Raw genomic sequence first — 17,384 nt, 5'->3', positions numbered from 1 at the left:
TGCGTACCGTGGATGGCACCCTGACACACTCAGGATTGGTATTCACCACGTAAACTGGAATAATTGGGAAGTTTTGTGTTCCTTCGTGTTTTGGAGTATGGCGTCCTGCGGACGAGAGAGCATATGCACATGCGGTGACCTTATCCCATTTTATCGCTATCTCGAGCAGCCATATGGGCTACCCTTAAGCCATCGGTCTCCGCCAGCACGCGCTGATTTCCCTGTACGGGGATGCCACGCTTATTCACGCTGGACTCAAATTGTTTGGTCTTCGCGAACAGATCCTGACCGAACTGCGTTTCATTAGGAATGGGCTGTCTTTCTCGAAAGAATGACATCGACCCTGACGCTCCAGTCAGCTCCGACTCTGGTCACAATACCTTCACGGTATTCCGATCAGTACAAGGCTACGGTATACGTGCGCCGAGAAGGCTCATATGCCGAATAGACATCCTATGTGAAAGCCTGATAAAGAGGATACTTACTGACGTGCATCTACGAGGTGATCAGCCCCGGTATACGCCGATTTTTTCCGCTTTAAGTTTTGGCTTGCAGGATGAGTCCGGATATAAGTGCCCTTCCACGGGTGACACTCACATAGTCCTCATACTTGGGTCTTAGAATTGTAATTATAGTATATATAGATTGCGTCTATAACTTGCGTAGACGTTGCGTCTACGATTGACGTAGACGAGCGTTGAGAAAAGGTGCCGGGGCATGTGCAGAACATGTAGAACCCGATTGAATCTGATCTAATATAGATATTCTGGCACCGCAATCAGAATATAGATTCAGGTTATTTAAGATATTTTGAATCGAATATCAGCCGGGTTATACGTATGTATTCCTCAGCCACTTTTAAAGCTTCAGTAGTCTCCCGTAGACTCGCATACGTATCCCGATAAATCGAATCATTGCGCTTTTTTCTATACCGATCAAACTCAGCAGCAAGCTGATCCCCAAATTCACGATATTTTTCACTGATAAAAGCAATAGGCGCCTCATGAGAATATTTAGAATTATATCCGTCTGCCATCATAAGGCACTGAGCACATTCTCTTATCACAGTATAGATTTCTTCAAAGATGAACGTAGCATTGTCTTCGTCAATAGTTAACGTAGTTATAAATCTATAACGCTTTTCTGCTTTTTCGATCATGGATCTGGCAGCCCCCGGGTCAGCAGAGCGATTGACGACATCCTTGTTCCTTAGATAGTAGTCAAAAGGCATTAGTTTAGGTATCATATCATACCACATTTAAATAACCTGATAATATAATACCGTTTGCCAGACTATTGATAAAGTTAGCGTTTTCCTTTTTTACGTCCTCTATAAGGTGGATACTAATAGGCCTTTTTAATTGCTCTTCGAATTGCCTGAGATCGGGATAGTCGCCCTGGAAAGTTTCAATAGCAATATCAATGTCACTGTTCAGGGTATCTTCACCTCTCGCATAACTACCGAAGAGTACGATGCACCGGGGATTATTATAAAAAGACTCGAGGGTAGAGATCAGACCGGAAGAATAGAGAGAATTAAGGTTTAGCGATCGTTTCAATCCCATAAACTTTTCATTATCGTAGTTGCCCCAATAATTATTGACAATACCATTCGATTCGTTATGTAATAACCCATCATTTCTTAGAGAGTTTAGGATATACTGGGCTCCCCGAGGAGTCAGCCCCGTACGCCTCGCCACTTCACTTATGTGAAGTTTAACTGTCGGCTCGTCGAAGTACAGCTTTAAGATCTTAATCCAGTTTTCACTATTAAGATCGTACGGCCCGGGAGTTCCGGACTCAGACTTCTTCGGCCGAGAACTGTTTTCGTCCTTCGGGATTTGTCGGACCATGTTTGAAATATATTTCAAACGTTTTACATATACTTTATGCATTTGAAAAATATTTCAAATGTTTGAAAATATTTTCAAACTCATTGCACCCGATTATGAAACATACGAACGGCAGGAGAGAGCCGAAATAATAAATCCAGATTTTTGTGCTGGCTGAGGAGTGGTAGATAAGGGGACCTTTATCTGAAAGATAATAGGCTCGGGGATATTACTAGTCATTCCTGTCTGCCATTGCATCTTTTAGATACTTTTGATAAACAAGATTGCCCGGGTCAAGCTTAATAGCCTTATGATATGCACGCAGAGCCTCTTCGGACTTGCCCAGTTTTTGATAAAGGTCCCCCAGGGTTATCCGGGCATTGTAGCTGTCAGGAACGAGGTTAACGGCGGTCTGGAGTTCTGGTAAAGCCTTATCGATCTGGCCTGCTGCCAGATAGGATCTTCCTGCCTTGAGGTGCTTAAGTACATCGTCCCGGGGTATGCCCTGCATAGGATTACTCCCAAGCAAGAAGTTAGTCGTTCGGAGATATATAAGGTAGGATTGGGTAGAAGAAAGGCCCGGGCATACTGGAAGGGTTGAAAATACCGCCAGGCACTCGACTCATGAAAACAGGTTTTTCAAGTTAAGCCGATAAAAAACTCCTGGAGGTCGGGGAGTTCCCGGGAGGCAGGGGAGGATTTTCAAGCTGGGAGGTCGGGGAGGGTTGAGAGGCCATAGAGGAGGTTTGGGAGTGTGGAAAGGTCTGAGAGGATAACGGGGCATTATTCTGCACTTTTCTTATGAGCGCTCGTACCATTTACACGAAGTACACAAGGTACACGAAGTACGCGAAGTTCGATAAAAGGGCTGACTGTAATCCGATCGTATAGTTTAACTTCGCGTACTTAGCGTACTTTGAGAACTTCGTGTAAACGGTACCTGATAGCCCCAGAAAGGTCAGATATGATTATCAAATAATTAATCTCTCGGACCTCCGGGTACCTCACATAACCTCCTCTCCGACCTCCTGACCTCCCTGACCTCCCAGCTTGAACGTGTCCTCCCCGAACTCCCGGCACCTCTCCGACCCCCTCTCCGACCTCTCAACACCTCCCCGACCAACTATTTTTCATGGAATGCCAAGGGGCCAGGCATGCCAAAAGATTTTTTGATCGGAATCGCTTCAATCGCAAATATTAGCCTGGCATGCTTGGCCCCGGGGCGAGCCTGGAGGCTTAATAGCACCCGGCGGAGATACTGTCCGGATTAATCAATAAATTATAAAATTATGTGAATGTAATTTGAAATTAATATGACACCCAAACCCGGCGCACCAACATTTGAAGAAGAGAAATTCGACTTAAGCACAGATCTAGAACTGGATAAGCACTTTGAGATGGGCAGAGACTTGATGGACATGGGTAATTACGGCAGAGCAGTCGAGGAATTCAGGAAGATGAGCGAGCTTGAGCCGGATGATGTCGAAGCGCACAGACTGATTGGAGAGGCGCTGTACCGTAATGGCGCATATGAGGAGGCGCTAAAAGAATTCGATAAGGCCATCGAGCTGGATGAAGACTATACTGAGGCCCGCTACTGGAAATCGATCGTCTACACAAAGATGGGACGGGAGGAAGATAGCAGCCGGGAGTATAAAATCGCCTACGATAGCGACCCAGAGGATTATGAGCTAATGTACGAGTGGGCCAAAGAAGTCGCAGCCGCAGGGAAGTACGATGAGGCCATCGGGGTGTACAGGGAGATACTGGAATCCGAGCCGGACTATTTTGAGGCCAGGATCAACCTGGGAAGCACGTTGATCCAGGCAGGGGATGAATCCGAAGGATACGAGGAATATGCGCAGGCGAGAGCCTCGGACCCGGACAATCCGATGATCCCTTTTATCATAGGCGAATTCCTGCTCTCGATCGACAGGCTGGACGAGGCGCTGGATGCATACAAATCTGCGCAGAAACTCATGCCCAATGCTCCGGATGTGTACCAACGGATCGGGGATGTTTTGCATCGTAAAGGCAGGGTCGACGAGGCGATTTCCGAGTATAAGAAAGCGATACGGCAGAGGCCGAATGAGGCGGAGCTACACGCCGGGATCGGGGATCTGTATCTAGAGAAGGGGATGAAGGATGATGCGTTGAGGGAGTATCGGAGGGCGAAGAAGCTGGTGCCGGAGTTTCCGCTGTCGGAGAAGGGGGAGAGGATGGTGGGTTCGACTAAGCGGGAATGATCCGGTTCAAAATAGCTACGATAGGGTTACCATGAAAAAGTTGCCACAATCTGTTGAAAAAGGAAGCAGATTAATAATGCTAGTAACTTGTTCCAAATTACAGACAAGAGTAGGGTAATATTAGAGATATAAATACAAAACCAGAGATAAGGGATAGTTAGGTTCATTTTTATGAAATAAATGTGCTATTAAGATGATTAGGTTTATCTATCGCTTATCTAATAATAGCTTAGTTTAATATGAAAATTAAAATCGGTCAAATTTTTAGGTATTACTATCCCGGAAAAGAAATAAACGATACAAAATTTGAGGATTTTATTAGATTAACAAAGGGTAGACACTCAACGGGAGTTGGAATTGGCGGTAAAGGCATTTTTAGCTATGCAAAAGTAAAAGAGCCAAACAAAGATATGCCAAGAATTCCTGCGATAATTCTTCATAGTAACCCATTTAAAGAGGGTAGTGAGATCACACCTTGGATTGATGTTATTAACCCTGATGATGGCTACGCGATTTATAATGGGGATAATAAAACATCCGCTAAGACAGCTTTTGAATCAGAAGGTAATAAAATTTTGGTTGACTTATTTCCAAGTTACTTTTCATCTAACGACCGAGTATTTGCACCACCAATCTTATTGTTTAAACAAGAATTGGTGAATGGAGAAAGGAAAGGGTATCGATCATTCCAAGGCTATGGTATACCTATCAATATGTTTATTCGCACTCAGAAAGAAATCCAAAAGAATAATCAAAATCCAATGTATTTTACAAACCTCGTTTTTGAGATTGCTATTCTTAAAATTGATAATGAAAATGAAGAATTTTCTTGGGATTGGATCGATGATAGAAGAGATTCTAACCTAACCTCTGAAGAAACTTTAAGATATGCGCCGAGAGCTTGGAAGGAGTGGGTTAAACAAGGTAATGAGAGCATTAATAGGTTACAGAGAAGGGTATCAGAAAGATCTGTGGTAGATACTAAAGATCAAAATGCAGATGATGATATTGATTTATTGAACCATGTTTATAATTATTATAATAAGAAAAAACATAGCTTTGAAGGACTATCATCCCTTATTGCAACCAAGATCATTGGTGAAAAATGTAACAGAGGATGGGTAACTAAGAAATCAGGGGATGGTGGAGTCGACTTCGTAAGCAGATTAGATATCGATGGGGGATTATCTAAAACAAAAATTGTGGTACTCGGTCAAGCGAAGTGTGTAAAACCAGATACGTCAATAAATGGCGAAGAATTGGCAAGAGTTGTGGCAAGGCTTCAAAGGGGATGGATCGGAGTATATGTGACTACTGGAAGATACTCCGTTAATTCTCAGAAAGAACTTTTTGACGATAAATACCCAGTTGTACTTATTAATGGTAAGAGGTTAGCGCAAGAGATAAAGAAGATAATAAACATTGAAAATATTGAACTAGAATATTTGTTAGATCGAGAATCGGAATGGTATGAGAAAAATATAAGGATGGAAAGTCCTTCGAGGATTCTCGATGAGGAGTTCCCAACAGAGGTTGACTTAGAAATGATAATAGGTATGAAAAATTAGATTTCTTGCTTTCTCCAAGCCGATAATACCTGTTTAAAATCAACTTCAGTATATCCCGAGGCCCATATACGATAGAACGATGTATCATCACTACAAGGTTTAGGCTCTGGTGGATCAATTTTTATCCGAGTTGGCATTATTACCGAATCACCTAATAGGATACACTCACCCCTTCTTAATATTGGGAAAATATTGACTATACCCTGAATGGAATCAGGAAGTAAATTTTTTACATAAATTTGATCGTCAGGGTTAGTTATTCTTAAACATAAAAAGGTGTTACACTGAGACAGTATCGTTGAAGATACTTCTCTAGGTCTTTGACTCATTACAGTAAGGCTAATTCCATATTTTCTTCCCTCTTTTGATATTCGTTCAGCAGATTTCCTTACCGCTTCAGTCGATGGATCATTATCATTTAAGTATATATGGGCTTCATCACAAAAAATTGCTATTGGATAAGATTTTTGATTAATACGCTTATACCAATAAGCAAAATCAAATAAACATCTCATAATCAAAGATAATACTGAATTTCTAACATCATAAGGAACATAACTCAAATCAATTATAACCACTTTCTTTATTCTACCATTCTCTTTTCCCATAATTTTTCGAAATAGTGTTTCCATAGAGGCTGATGTATTAAATTTTATAGGATGAAAAATTAAATCATACCGTTTATCATTCAACCGAGAGTCGATCCTCATTAGTAATTTTGTAAATTCACCATTTAGTGGACCCTTTTTCTCACCCTTTACCCCTTGAACCATTTCTACATCCAATCGTCTGAACTCATTTATAATCCCATTAAAATTAAAAAACACAGGCGTATCAATAGTTATTTTGGAAATACCCAAACTTTTATTCTCTTCATGCGTTTCTTTTGCCTTTTGGAGTAATTCTTTAAATTTAGCTATTTGATTTGGAGCAGCAAATTCTGTTCGATCAACCATCAAACCCAAAAGCTCTTCGCTATTCATTAACCAATAGGGAAGCTCTAATTCCGAGGCATCGATATAGTCTGCATAATCTCCAAATGAGTTTTTATACTCACCATGTAAATCAAATAAGATAATAGTAGAATCAGGAAATTGGGCGATCTTTTGAAGAATTGACGCTACAGTCCAGGACTTGCCCCCACCCGTTTGCCCTAGGATAGCAGCATGTCTCGTCAGAAAAGCATCAAGATTTATTTTCGCATCTTGAGCAGGTACTAAAGATAATTTCCCAATTGAGAAGTTACCTTCAGCATAACTTTCGTATACACCATCCAATGTTTGATTAAGTACCGCAAATACATCACTATTTACAGTAGGTAAAATATCTGTTCCCCTGTCGAATCGGCCAGATGAATCAATAGTACCAATCGGAATAGCAGAAATTGTTCTTATAGATGATTCTATTGGGATACCATCGTCCATATCTAATTTTTTTGTGCGAGGTATAAATTCTTTCATTTGTATATCAACAATCATTGATAATAGTTTACCCATAGTTAAAGAAATTATTATAAAACTTCCGGGTTGTCCAATTAGTAACGGCTGAGGCCCATTTTCCGTATCAACATTAATACACATAGAATCAGGTACTCCAGTGATTTTCCCATCTTCACTGGAAAAATTTAAAACTTGAATATCAATTTTGTCACCAGAAACCCCGATAACTTTGCCTATCTTATATTCCGACATATAACCTCACAAACCCGCTTTTTGCACAAACATATTTGCAAATTCACTAAATTTCCAACATTTTGATTGTTCAACTATTGGATTTTTACCAATTTTTTTTATGTTAGTAGATACATACCCAAATGAATTATACGATGTTAAGTTGTCGATAGAATCGGGCATATCTCCAAATAAAGCAATTAGCTGTATCTTATTTTCTCGTAATTTCGGGATAATTAATTGATCATTTATATGTTGATCTCTGTAACTATAGCCACAACTAACAAGATACTTACATTTATCACCAATCACTCGACTAGCATGAGTGAACAATAAATCGTAAGGATTATCCAACGTATCCAATACTTTTTCTTTTCGAGGCAAAATCAGTGATAAGCTATCTTTACTTTGCGATCGGAAATCACTAATTTCAGTTATTGAACCATTGCGTTTAAACCATGATAATGAACCATGTAGTTTATATAATTTAATATTTGGTTCGTTAAAGTGCCTAAAGCGTGTATCGATTTTACCATAGGATAAATTAAATCTTTCAATATCAAAATAGCGATTAAAGATACCTTCAAACCCATTATAGATAGGTATTTTTGCTTCCATTGCAGCCATTTCAAACAATATATCATAGTTTGTTGTGAATATCCAAATTGTCTCATGTGTGTTGTTAAAAATTTTTTTTATTGCCGAAAAAAATTTTATATGATGTTCTAGATTCGGATCTTTAATATTTAATAAATCCTGAATAATGTTACTTCTTATAGTTTTTTCTAAATTAATGATTCCGGAATACTTTCTATTGTTTTGATTTTTAGATAATAGTGACAATATAATTTCAATATCTGGGGTACCACCAGATAGATCATAATCGATTAGTTCATCCTTAAGAACTTTTTCGAGACTACAACGTTCTTGGAAGTCCAGCTGATCAATAACATTGATTGTTAAATCTTTCATAATGGGGTACCCGGCTTCTTTTGAAGTTCCAGCTCCAAAAATAAAACCGATGTTACTTAAATTAATATCAGCATTTGGGAATAATTCATTAAATTGAACAGCCACCACTAACCCCTTCTTAAGAAAATATATATGCACCCAACGATTGGAAGTACGTTACAATCCTATTTGTAATAAAATTTTCTGTAGTTTACTATATCTATGCATATTATGAAATGTGAAATATATAAATTAATGATCAGATACCATACATCCAGGCTGATGCTTAATAAAATGGCAATATCACGAAGATCAAATTTGCTGCCTATCCATGCAAATAGATAGTTTTAATTTCCCCTCAGGCAGACTTCACTTATGTTTGCCATACGGTAGTCCAACAAACAGTTAAAAATATAAGCATCAGTCAGCACTTTTCGGGGTTAAGCCAAGCTCAGTATCGACCCGTTCTTTAAGGCGATCAATTTTTACAGGTTCAGAAATCTGACACAACCGGGAGAGCCGGATGCTTTTTTGGTCACCCATCGTTTTTGATAGCGTAGCAGTATTCAAAACATAGAATTCCCATGCACCCATATCAAGGATATTGGCAGAGTCCTTATCTTTCGCTACGAACAAACAAAATACATAACAATCAGAGATTCGCATGGGGACTTTAGAATTGATATCAGACAGGGTATTGTCTGCCAGCTTCTTCGCGATATCAAACACAATCGGCGAAATTTTTTGCTGTGGCCAGCTCTGGAGGTATGCAGAGCACTTGACCTCAATTTTCCTCTCATGATAATATAAATCGCAGACATCCCACTCAACACGGGGCTGTTTTACAACTCCGAGCATGCTTCCCACTATGAACTCAGCCAGCACAGAGCGGTTCGTATTTACCAGGACATCAGAGTATGCCCACGCCCAGAAATCGACGAGCTTTGAGTTCTCCAATCCTATAATCGGCGTGTCGGGCGAAAGCTTATTGATCTGCATTATTAGATAGATAACAATAGTTATAATAAATAAACCATACTATATTTCCCCTTATGCAATTTACCGATTTTATCTCTAACGCTCAAAACGTCACCACTAAACCCTCTTGCCCCCAAAAATGCGAGTTCAAGACAAGGAATGACATCCCAATTGTCGGCATACCCGAGCCCCGGAATCAAAACCACTTTACAGGAATAATCATCTCCCGGGATCCAACGACAGCGTTTATCGAGCCATACATGGATGCGAGGCAGAAATCCCCCGAAGGCTGGCACCACCAGCTGATGACTGCAAGTGCCCCTCCGCAGTGGATCATCGGGCAGTTAGCCACTTTTAACAGAAAATATCTGGAAGGCCAGTACACGGCAGAGATCGAGTGCCTGAAGGAGATCATGGCCAATAACGTTTACTGGACTCATCTCCACAAATGCTGCACGGATAAACAGTCTGAAGAGGCACCTTGCTTCAAGACCAAAAACGCCAGACTGTGCGCTGATCAGTGGCTGAGGCAGGAATTATCCGATGCAATAGGGCTGGGTGCAAAGTTCATCATTTGTGTCGGTAATGATGCGAAGGCCTGGGTGTCGGAGTGGGAAAAGGAGTCGGGTGCTCATGGTGTTCGTGTGTTCTACCTGCCACACCCGTCCGGAGCGGCAAATGGGGCATGGAATCCGAAAGATGATGAGAAGATGAGCATGTTAAAAGCGGAGATAATTGGCTTGTTTAGAACAATTGGCCAAAATTGAATAAAATCCGATATTTTTTATGCAGATTACCGGGCCTCAATAAGATTATCGCAATAGATCAGCCATTATTACAATAATCTATGCTGAAACTATCACAAATCCATATGAGCGAAAAATAGTTTTATAGGAAGTAAATAGATTAGATTAGGCAAGAGTATGGGTTCTAATACTATGGGTAATAAGGGTAACCACAAAAATGGTATCACAGGAATAACAGTAGCCGGATATAAGTCGTTATTAAATAAAACCAGTATTCAGATATCTAGTTTAACCATCCTTGCTGGAGCAAATAGTTCAGGCAAATCAAGCATCATGCAACCACTGCTGATGATGAAACAGACTTTAGATGAAGTATATGATCCGGGAGACCTATTGATAAGTGGACCCCATGTTAATTTTAACTCGGCAGATAATTTTATTTCTAAATTCGGACCGAAAAGATCAAAACAGTTTTCTATAAAAATTGATTTTGATGAGGATAAGTCAATTTCTGAAAGTTTTACTAAAGGGACTAACAAGCCGGTTGAGCTGGTAGAAACTAAATACAAAATCGAGAATAATGAATTCGAGATAAATGGACAAATGTCCGAACGGGAGCTAATTAATAAATACCCGATTATAAATGATTTCCTGAACGTATTCTCAAATAGTGTTTTTAGCATGATCAAAGACAATAAAAATGAGAATACGTACGATGAGGATATTACAGAAAAATTGGGTTTCAGGTTTAATGTACAGAGAAAACGATGCTTTTTGGGTTTAATGATTAACACCCTGGATGTAAAAACAAAAACAATGATAACGGAGCAGTATTTCCCATTTCTAGGGTTTGAAAACTTATTGGTAATTGAAAATTACATAACAAGGATCATACATGTACCAGCCCTGAGGACTAATACTGAACGTACATATAAAACAACTGCAGTAGGTCCAAGATTCCCGGGTACAATAGATAACTATGTTGCCAGTATAATAAACAGCTGGAAGTTAGCTAATGATCCGCGTTTAAGTAAATTAAATGAGTGGCTCTCAGACCTGTCCTTAACAAGTAAGATTGATACAAACAAAGTTACTGATACTCAAGTAGAGATACTTGTACACCGATTATCTACGGATAGTGATGACGAAAAAGATATGGTAAACATTGCAGACGTGGGATTTGGCATTGGACAGACTTTACCAGTATTAGTGGCACTTTTAATTGCAGAAAAAGATCAATTAGTATATATTGAACAACCGGAAGTTCACCTTCATCCCAAAGCCCAGTACAATATGGCAAATATTATCGTAGAAGCAGCAAACAGAGGAGTAAAAGTCGTTATTGAAACACACAGCATGTTACTATTGACTGGTATTCAAACTTTGATTGCCGAAGGAAAAATCCCATATAGAAAGGTCAAACTTCACTGGTTTGCCCGGGGTAATAATGGTGAATCAATTGTTAAAAGTGCTAGCTTTGATAAAGCAGGTGCTTTTGGCGAGTGCCCGATAGACTTTGCCGACATTGCATTAGAAGCTGATAGCAGATATCTCGATGCATCGGATTAGGAGTACATTAGTATGTCGGGTAAATGGTTGATAATCGATGCATGTGTAGGGTCAGCTTCGAGCGATAAAGAGAGCGTTCAGTCGAAACATTGTATTAAATTTTTACTATGGGTGTATAAAAAAGAGTACCATGCAGTTATGTCGGAGGAGTTATGTTCAGAATGGAAACGACACGACTCAGAATACTCCATAAAATGGCGAAAGTCAATGAGAGAAAAACGGAGACTCCACAAGATTAATTGCCCAAAAAACGAGGAGTTAAGAGATAAGATTTCTGCATCTGAGTATGTTAAAAAGGATGCGAATGTTTTAAGAATCGTGCTAAAAGACATTCACCTTATTGAGTTAGCGTATAGGACTGATAAAACGGTAATATCGTTAGATGAACATGTAAGAGTTCACTTTAAAAATATTTCAACAACTTGCGAAGAAATAAGAGTAATTGTATGGGTAAATCCGACAAATTTAAAAGAGCAACCTATTGAATGGTTAAGGAATGGAGCTTTACCGGATGATTATAGAAAACTTGGATTTATGCCTCCAAAAAAGACTTTATACAGGAATGGTCATAAGTTAAGAAAGATAGCAGAGGTCTGAAGATAAAGTAGAGATAGATTGATATATCTAAGCATATAATATACAAACAAATTAATTAGGGATCATTATGCCGACTAAAAAGGAGATGCAGGCAAGAGATAATAAAAAGAGTGATGATCAGTTGTTAGAGCTGGCAGTCTTTGGGCTTGCCGTTGGACTCACCGTCGGTGCAATCGCGCTATATATAAAGAGTCAGAACGAAAAAAATATCATATAATTTTGATAGGCAGTTTTTGCAGCAATTGTTTAAATTATGCAAGTTATAGAGATGCCTTAAATTCTCTATAGTTAACATTCTCAGGGGATAGCTCAATCGCTTTATCAATTGCTTTTTGAGCTCCTGCGCCATCATCTCAATGGAGTAGTGCTTCACTCAGGCAATAATGATAGTCAGGCTTAAAGAGGCACAGTTTAATAGCTGCTTTGAGATCTTTCACCACTTCTTCTGCATTTAGTTTTAATATAAACAATCTCTTCGACGAGAGCCCGGCGGAAAGACTGTATCAGTTCAACAGGTTTGCAGCTACCTTCAATTGCTCTTCACCCAATCGATTTTTCTATTATAATTATTATATCAAGAGCATTCAAGCATATTAATTTGTTTTTAGTTTTATTTCAACTTTGATGGATTAAGATGTTATAGTGTCGTTGGTTTAAACACGAGAAATTCTAAAAGCCAAACACGTAGACCAGTGATATGTGAAAAATCATCGAGTAGTATGTCCGTGGTAGGTGGAATAATGGCTGGTAAAAAGAAGGAAGACAGGGAATTCGGTTGGAGAATAAGAGAATTTGCAAAAAAGATTTTTGAAGAAGATGAATCAGATAAAGGTAATACACGCACTATTACTCTTGACCCAAGAAAGTCTTTTAGTAAATTAGAAAAGAATGAAATCCTAGCCAGACAAGATAGTAGATGCTATATTTGTCATAAACGATTAGATCCAAGAGCAATTGTATTCGATCATATAATCCCATATTCTACAGGTGGTAAAACAACTGTTGAAAACGGGGAAGCACTATGCCCTGAATGTCATGAGAAGAAAACACAACAAGATAAATTTCGGACATAATTACCTGTATACCATATAGAAATCAATATTCGAGAAAATTGACTATAATTGTGCTAGTCATACACCTTGTACCCCCATTCATTCTCTGTTGTTAATCCTGCCAAGTATTTTAAAAATAACACAAGAAATCCTAGCTGGTGGGAACAATGAAGCCAGTGACCAGGATAATAGTTCAAACAGCCTTTATATTTATTACCGCCTCGCTTTTGATCAGTCTGCCACTATCGGCAAGCGCAGCAACCCCAGTAAACCTGGCGACCAGCACTGGATTAGAAACACTACAAATTCCAGCATTAAAGATTAACGATAAAATCCCCGATTTTCAGGCCGACGCCTACCACCAAGGCAACATCACAAAGATCAACACCGCAGATTACCGCGGCAAATGGATGGTCTTCGTCTTCTACCCGGCGGACTTCACCTTCGTCTGCCCGAAGGAGCTCGAAGAGATGGCCACATATTACACTAACTTCACACAGCTCGGCGCAGAAGTGTTCAGCGTCAGCCGGGACTCGGCATACGTGCACAAGGCATGGCACAACTCCACACCCCAGCTACAGGCGATCCAGTATCCCATGATCGCTGATACCACGGGCAACATCTGCCGGGCCTTCGGCACGTTGAACGAGACGGATGGCCTTTCGTACCGGGCGACCTTCATCGTAGATCCTGATGGTTACGTAAAAGTGATAGAGATGAACGACAATAGCTTCGGCAGAAGCACGAAAGAGCTGCTCCGCAAGCTGGAGGCCGCAAAGTTCGTGAGGGAGAACCAGGGCAAAGTCTGCCCGCCCAGCTGGGAGCCGGGGGAGGAGACGATCACTCCGGGGTGAGTTCTGGAGGGCTACAGCTGAGACTTCCCCAACCCGTCCGGGCTCTTTGAGGTCGGAGAGGTCCCGGAGGTAATGGAGAAACGTCAAGACAGGGCATTTGAGAAGATTGCGTTAACTATTAATAACACGTGTAAACAAATGTTTACACGTGTTAACTGAAGGTAACAGGCAGAGGGTACTGAAGCTCTTCTTCGACGGTCCGGCGATACGGCTACATGTAAGGGAAGTAGCTCGTCGTGCGGATTTGTCCCCGCCCGGGGCAAAGAAGATCCTCGAAGCGCTGGAGAAGGAGGGCCTGCTTATCAGAGAGCCTACGCCGATCGTCGTAGAATACCGGGGCAACTATGATAACGACATCTTCCTTGCATGGAAGCGTTCGATGAACTTATTTTCACTCCACTCTTGCGGCCTGGTCAAATACTTGACAGACCATTATGGCATACCCGAATGTATCGTACTTTTCGGAAGCTATGCTAGAGGCGAGGACACCGCGCAAAGCGATATCGATCTTGCCATCGTAACGGAGAAGGACGACATTCCGGAAACGTATTCGTTTGAGGATAAGCTCAGGCGGAAGATAAGCATTCACTTAATCAAGAAAATGAGGGATGTCGATGCAGGATTTATCAACAGCCTGGCAAACGGAATTGTCCTTCATGGGTACCTGGAGGTGATGTAAATGAAGCCTTTCCAGTATTATGTCGAAATGGAGATGGTCCGGCAGGGGTCTAAAGATAGGAATACTGCTAAAAACATCCTCGCCAGGGCAACCAAAAGGCTCGGCTTCATCCGCTCGCAGGAGATAAATCAAGATACAGCGCCCTTTATTTTCGAAGATGCCTACGAAGTCATGCGAGAATGTGTCCATGCACTGATGATTACGGAAGGCTATAAGCCGTTTTCCCATGAAGCTAATGTTGCGTATCTTAACGATGAGCAGAAAGAGCATTTTGAAGAAAAGTTTGTAAGAGCTTTCGACCGCTATAGGATCATCAGAAACGACATAACGTACAGAGCAAACTCGACTAGTATGGAAGAGACTACTAAAGCCCTTGAGATAGCCGGGAAATTTGTGCAGTTGACACAAAATATCTTTGATAATAACTTGAAATATTAAACGAGGATAGACGATGGCGAAGTACGCAGTAATCATTGAGAAGACGAAGGATAACTAGTCGGCATATTGCCCGGATTTGCCCGGGGTTATTGCTACCGGCCATACTACGGATGAGACGAAACATAAGATGAAAGAGGCTATAGAATTTCATCTCGAAGGGCTGAAAGAGGAAAACATCGCTATTCCGGAGCCAACAACTCAGGTTACTTATATTGATGTTACTGTATAAGAATTATTTTATATCGCTGCATAGATATAGCAAATCTCTGGTTGCCGGGCTCTCGCTGCAACAAAATAGAAAAAGGCTACACCATCTTTGGCTATAGTAACCTGACACCATTTCTCAATATTTCGCTCACCAGCGGGTCTTTCTTATTTTTATAAAACCCCTCGGACTCGAAATCGTGTATCTGGACTTTCTTACCATAGACCTTTTCCAGCTTCATCGATAGCTTCACATAATCGGGCGTTTTCTGCCCGGCCTTCAGGATTACTGCCAGGTCGACGTCCGACTTTTCCCTGTACACTAGCTTAGCATAGGACCCGAACAGGTATACTTCGATCCCTTTCACAGCCGACAGAACATCGACCGCATCGGCCAGCAGGAAAAACACGCTCAATGGCAACTCCCGCAATTCCTTATACTGCTGGGATACGATCTCTATAAGCTTTTTAGTCTCTTCTTTTTCAAAGCTGAGCTGATACAAGTTTTTCTCTATTCGCAGGATGCCGCAATTGACCAGCCTTACAATCACATTGTCCAGCGGCACGTTATTCAGCCGGGTCATTTCCTTCAGCTCATTTCTCTTGTACCTTGATCCAGGGGAGATCGAGAACACGGTGAGTACCTTAAAACCGTCCTTGTCAAAGACAGGCTCTATCATACAGCCTCCATTAGCACCAATATCTTTTCGATGTAAGGCACTACCGTTTCATCGTGGAATTTTTTCGATCGCTTCTTAAAGTAGTCCTGGGCAAACAGTGTACCGGTATAGTACTGTGCTTTACGCCGCTCTTCCCGGGCACCGTGTAGCCTGCCAGCCATTTCTTGGTACTCCCGGTAGCCCGACTGAAACATGTCGATAAGCTCGTCGTCTTTTAAAATTTCTGACAGAAAAGCTATAGCAGTGCTGTGGACATCTTCGTCGATCTTGTAACCATAGCCTTTTGCAATAAGCAGCTTGGTCGCGTCGTGCATGGCATAGTAGCCGGAAATGATGCTCCACCGAGGAAAATGTTCGATAATAAAAGCGCTATGCTCCAGGTTGTCCTGGTATGAGGTGCTGTAAAAGTTCAGGTAACGCTCACGGTCAGGTTCAAGTATCCTGCTAACCCTGCCACGTTCAACAAGGATATCAATTGATGACAATTATACCACAAATTTGGTATTATGATTGTATTTATTTATATAGTTTACCAATATTATGGTATAAAGTATACCTAAAATGGAAGTACAGGCAAGAGCGATCCCTCCCCCAACCAGGCGACTTTCATCCTTGATCCTGATGGCTATGTGAAGGTGACCTCAAAGCCCATAGACTTAACCCAGATTATAATGTCTCGCCATAAGCGCTTACATATTATTCTGTGACGTCACAGGCCCAATACTTTTACAGTGGACACAAACTGACTTTATCTATAATGTATGTAATTAAGTAGTTTGTGAAACTCGTAAACAGACCGTATGAGCATACAAATTGTTTACCACCCCTGATAATAAATGCATCATAGATATATACTAAATGCGCGTTGAATAAGCATAGTGATATAGAATGACCCTTAACGTCAACCTTGGAGCCCCTTATGAAGCAAAAATCAACAAAATTATCAAAAAAGGCTACGCGGCCAGCCAGACGGAAGTAATCAGGCAGGCGATCATGTTCTACGATAAGTACCTGGAGCAGGAAGAAGAAGTTCAGCTGGTATACAGAGCGGTAGAGGCAGAGATGGCGGAAGTTGAATCCGGTAAACAAAAAACCTACACTGCAGAACAGATTAAGAAAGAGTTCGGTTTGAAATGAAAACCCTTTACACAGAAAAGGGCAGGCAGGATTTACATGGTATGGACAGTAGTCTGGCCAAAGTTTTTATCAAGCATGCGGATAAAATTGCTGCACTTCCACCTCGAAGGCATATGAAGTTCGGCATGCCGTTCCACGTAGATGAGGTCGGGAATGGTCGCCTCATATATACGTATAAAGATG

General features: G+C 40.9%; 20 protein-coding genes. 12 read left to right on the top strand and 8 right to left on the bottom strand.

Annotated elements, in window-relative coordinates; all coding sequences use genetic code 11:
- Window positions 1-796: 796 nt before the first annotated feature.
- The 3 genes from ACPLPM_RS07735 to ACPLPM_RS07725 form a co-directional block, all read right to left on the bottom strand.
- On the bottom strand, window positions 797-1,246 hold the full coding sequence (locus ACPLPM_RS07735) for a hypothetical protein (RefSeq protein ID WP_424359670.1): 450 nt from the start codon (window positions 1,244-1,246) through the stop codon (window positions 797-799).
- A 1-nt stretch (window position 1,247) separates the two neighbouring features.
- Window positions 1,248-1,853: a nucleotidyltransferase domain-containing protein gene (locus tag ACPLPM_RS07730; RefSeq protein ID WP_424359669.1), complete on the bottom strand. Its 606-nt coding sequence runs from the start codon at window positions 1,851-1,853 to the stop codon at window positions 1,248-1,250.
- 211 nt (window positions 1,854-2,064) lie between these two features.
- Complete coding sequence (locus ACPLPM_RS07725) at window positions 2,065-2,343, bottom strand: tetratricopeptide repeat protein (protein ID WP_424359668.1); 279 nt, start codon at window positions 2,341-2,343, stop codon at window positions 2,065-2,067.
- 802 nt (window positions 2,344-3,145) lie between these two features.
- Between ACPLPM_RS07725 and ACPLPM_RS07720 the strand changes: the two genes are divergently transcribed.
- Together ACPLPM_RS07720 and ACPLPM_RS07715 are read left to right on the top strand one after the other, a co-directional pair.
- Complete coding sequence (locus ACPLPM_RS07720; RefSeq protein WP_424359667.1) at window positions 3,146-4,078, top strand: tetratricopeptide repeat protein; 933 nt, start codon at window positions 3,146-3,148, stop codon at window positions 4,076-4,078.
- A 239-nt stretch (window positions 4,079-4,317) separates the two neighbouring features.
- Window positions 4,318-5,646, top strand: a complete 1,329-nt coding sequence (locus ACPLPM_RS07715) for a restriction endonuclease (protein ID WP_424359666.1) — start codon at window positions 4,318-4,320, stop codon at window positions 5,644-5,646.
- Here the strand turns inward: ACPLPM_RS07715 and ACPLPM_RS07710 are convergent.
- The 3 genes from ACPLPM_RS07710 to ACPLPM_RS07700 form a co-directional block, all read right to left on the bottom strand.
- Window positions 5,643-7,337: an ATP-binding protein gene (locus tag ACPLPM_RS07710; protein ID WP_424359665.1), complete on the bottom strand. Its 1,695-nt coding sequence runs from the start codon at window positions 7,335-7,337 to the stop codon at window positions 5,643-5,645. The genes ACPLPM_RS07715 and ACPLPM_RS07710 overlap by 4 nt on opposite strands.
- 6 nt (window positions 7,338-7,343) lie before the next feature.
- The gene (locus ACPLPM_RS07705; RefSeq protein ID WP_424359664.1) at window positions 7,344-8,393 is read right to left on the bottom strand and encodes an SIR2 family protein; all 1,050 of its coding nucleotides are present in this window, start codon (window positions 8,391-8,393) and stop codon (window positions 7,344-7,346) included.
- Between the two features lie 294 nt (window positions 8,394-8,687).
- Window positions 8,688-9,266, bottom strand: coding sequence for a hypothetical protein (locus ACPLPM_RS07700; protein WP_424359663.1), 579 nt, complete (start codon window positions 9,264-9,266; stop codon window positions 8,688-8,690).
- A gap of 53 nt (window positions 9,267-9,319) precedes the next feature.
- Here ACPLPM_RS07700 and ACPLPM_RS07695 point away from each other — a divergent pair, with 53 nt between their 5' ends.
- The 9 genes from ACPLPM_RS07695 (at window position 9,320) to ACPLPM_RS07655 (ending at window position 15,409) form a co-directional block, all read left to right on the top strand.
- Window positions 9,320-10,012, top strand: a complete 693-nt coding sequence (locus ACPLPM_RS07695; protein WP_424359662.1) for a uracil-DNA glycosylase family protein — start codon at window positions 9,320-9,322, stop codon at window positions 10,010-10,012.
- A gap of 156 nt (window positions 10,013-10,168) precedes the next feature.
- Window positions 10,169-11,560 (top strand): AAA family ATPase, encoded by a 1,392-nt coding sequence (locus ACPLPM_RS07690; protein WP_424359661.1) that lies wholly within the window; start codon window positions 10,169-10,171, stop codon window positions 11,558-11,560.
- 12 nt (window positions 11,561-11,572) lie between these two features.
- A complete protein-coding gene (locus ACPLPM_RS07685; RefSeq protein ID WP_424359660.1) occupies window positions 11,573-12,157 on the top strand; it encodes a hypothetical protein in 585 nt (194 codons plus the stop codon).
- 67 nt (window positions 12,158-12,224) lie between these two features.
- Window positions 12,225-12,374 (top strand): hypothetical protein, encoded by a 150-nt coding sequence (locus ACPLPM_RS07680; RefSeq protein WP_424359659.1) that lies wholly within the window; start codon window positions 12,225-12,227, stop codon window positions 12,372-12,374.
- Between the two features lie 523 nt (window positions 12,375-12,897).
- The gene (locus ACPLPM_RS07675; protein ID WP_424359658.1) at window positions 12,898-13,230 is read left to right on the top strand and encodes an HNH endonuclease; all 333 of its coding nucleotides are present in this window, start codon (window positions 12,898-12,900) and stop codon (window positions 13,228-13,230) included.
- Between the two features lie 284 nt (window positions 13,231-13,514).
- Window positions 13,515-14,063: a peroxiredoxin gene (locus tag ACPLPM_RS07670; protein ID WP_424360050.1), complete on the top strand. Its 549-nt coding sequence runs from the start codon at window positions 13,515-13,517 to the stop codon at window positions 14,061-14,063.
- A 148-nt stretch (window positions 14,064-14,211) separates the two neighbouring features.
- Window positions 14,212-14,742: a nucleotidyltransferase domain-containing protein gene (locus ACPLPM_RS07665; protein ID WP_424359657.1), complete on the top strand. Its 531-nt coding sequence runs from the start codon at window positions 14,212-14,214 to the stop codon at window positions 14,740-14,742.
- Window positions 14,743-15,180: a hypothetical protein gene (locus tag ACPLPM_RS07660; RefSeq protein WP_424359656.1), complete on the top strand. Its 438-nt coding sequence runs from the start codon at window positions 14,743-14,745 to the stop codon at window positions 15,178-15,180.
- Between the two features lie 127 nt (window positions 15,181-15,307).
- On the top strand, window positions 15,308-15,409 hold the full coding sequence (locus ACPLPM_RS07655) for a hypothetical protein (protein WP_424359655.1): 102 nt from the start codon (window positions 15,308-15,310) through the stop codon (window positions 15,407-15,409).
- A gap of 91 nt (window positions 15,410-15,500) precedes the next feature.
- Here ACPLPM_RS07655 and ACPLPM_RS07650 read toward each other — a convergent pair whose 3' ends face one another.
- Both ACPLPM_RS07650 and ACPLPM_RS07645 read right to left on the bottom strand, forming a co-directional pair.
- A complete protein-coding gene (locus ACPLPM_RS07650; protein ID WP_424359654.1) occupies window positions 15,501-16,064 on the bottom strand; it encodes a nucleotidyltransferase family protein in 564 nt (187 codons plus the stop codon).
- The gene (locus ACPLPM_RS07645) at window positions 16,061-16,549 is read right to left on the bottom strand and encodes a hypothetical protein (protein ID WP_424359653.1); all 489 of its coding nucleotides are present in this window, start codon (window positions 16,547-16,549) and stop codon (window positions 16,061-16,063) included. Before ACPLPM_RS07645 ends, ACPLPM_RS07650 begins: the two co-directional genes overlap by 4 nt.
- A gap of 403 nt (window positions 16,550-16,952) precedes the next feature.
- On the opposite strand from ACPLPM_RS07645, the gene ACPLPM_RS07640 reads away from it, so the two are divergent.
- The gene (locus ACPLPM_RS07640; protein WP_424359652.1) at window positions 16,953-17,201 is read left to right on the top strand and encodes a hypothetical protein; all 249 of its coding nucleotides are present in this window, start codon (window positions 16,953-16,955) and stop codon (window positions 17,199-17,201) included.
- The last annotated feature ends 183 nt before the right edge of the window (window positions 17,202-17,384 follow it).

It is taken from the genome of Methanocella sp. MCL-LM, assembly GCF_049676595.1.
GTDB lineage: Archaea > Halobacteriota > Methanocellia > Methanocellales > Methanocellaceae > Methanocella_A.
This window is presented reverse-complemented; position numbering and strand designations above follow the sequence as displayed.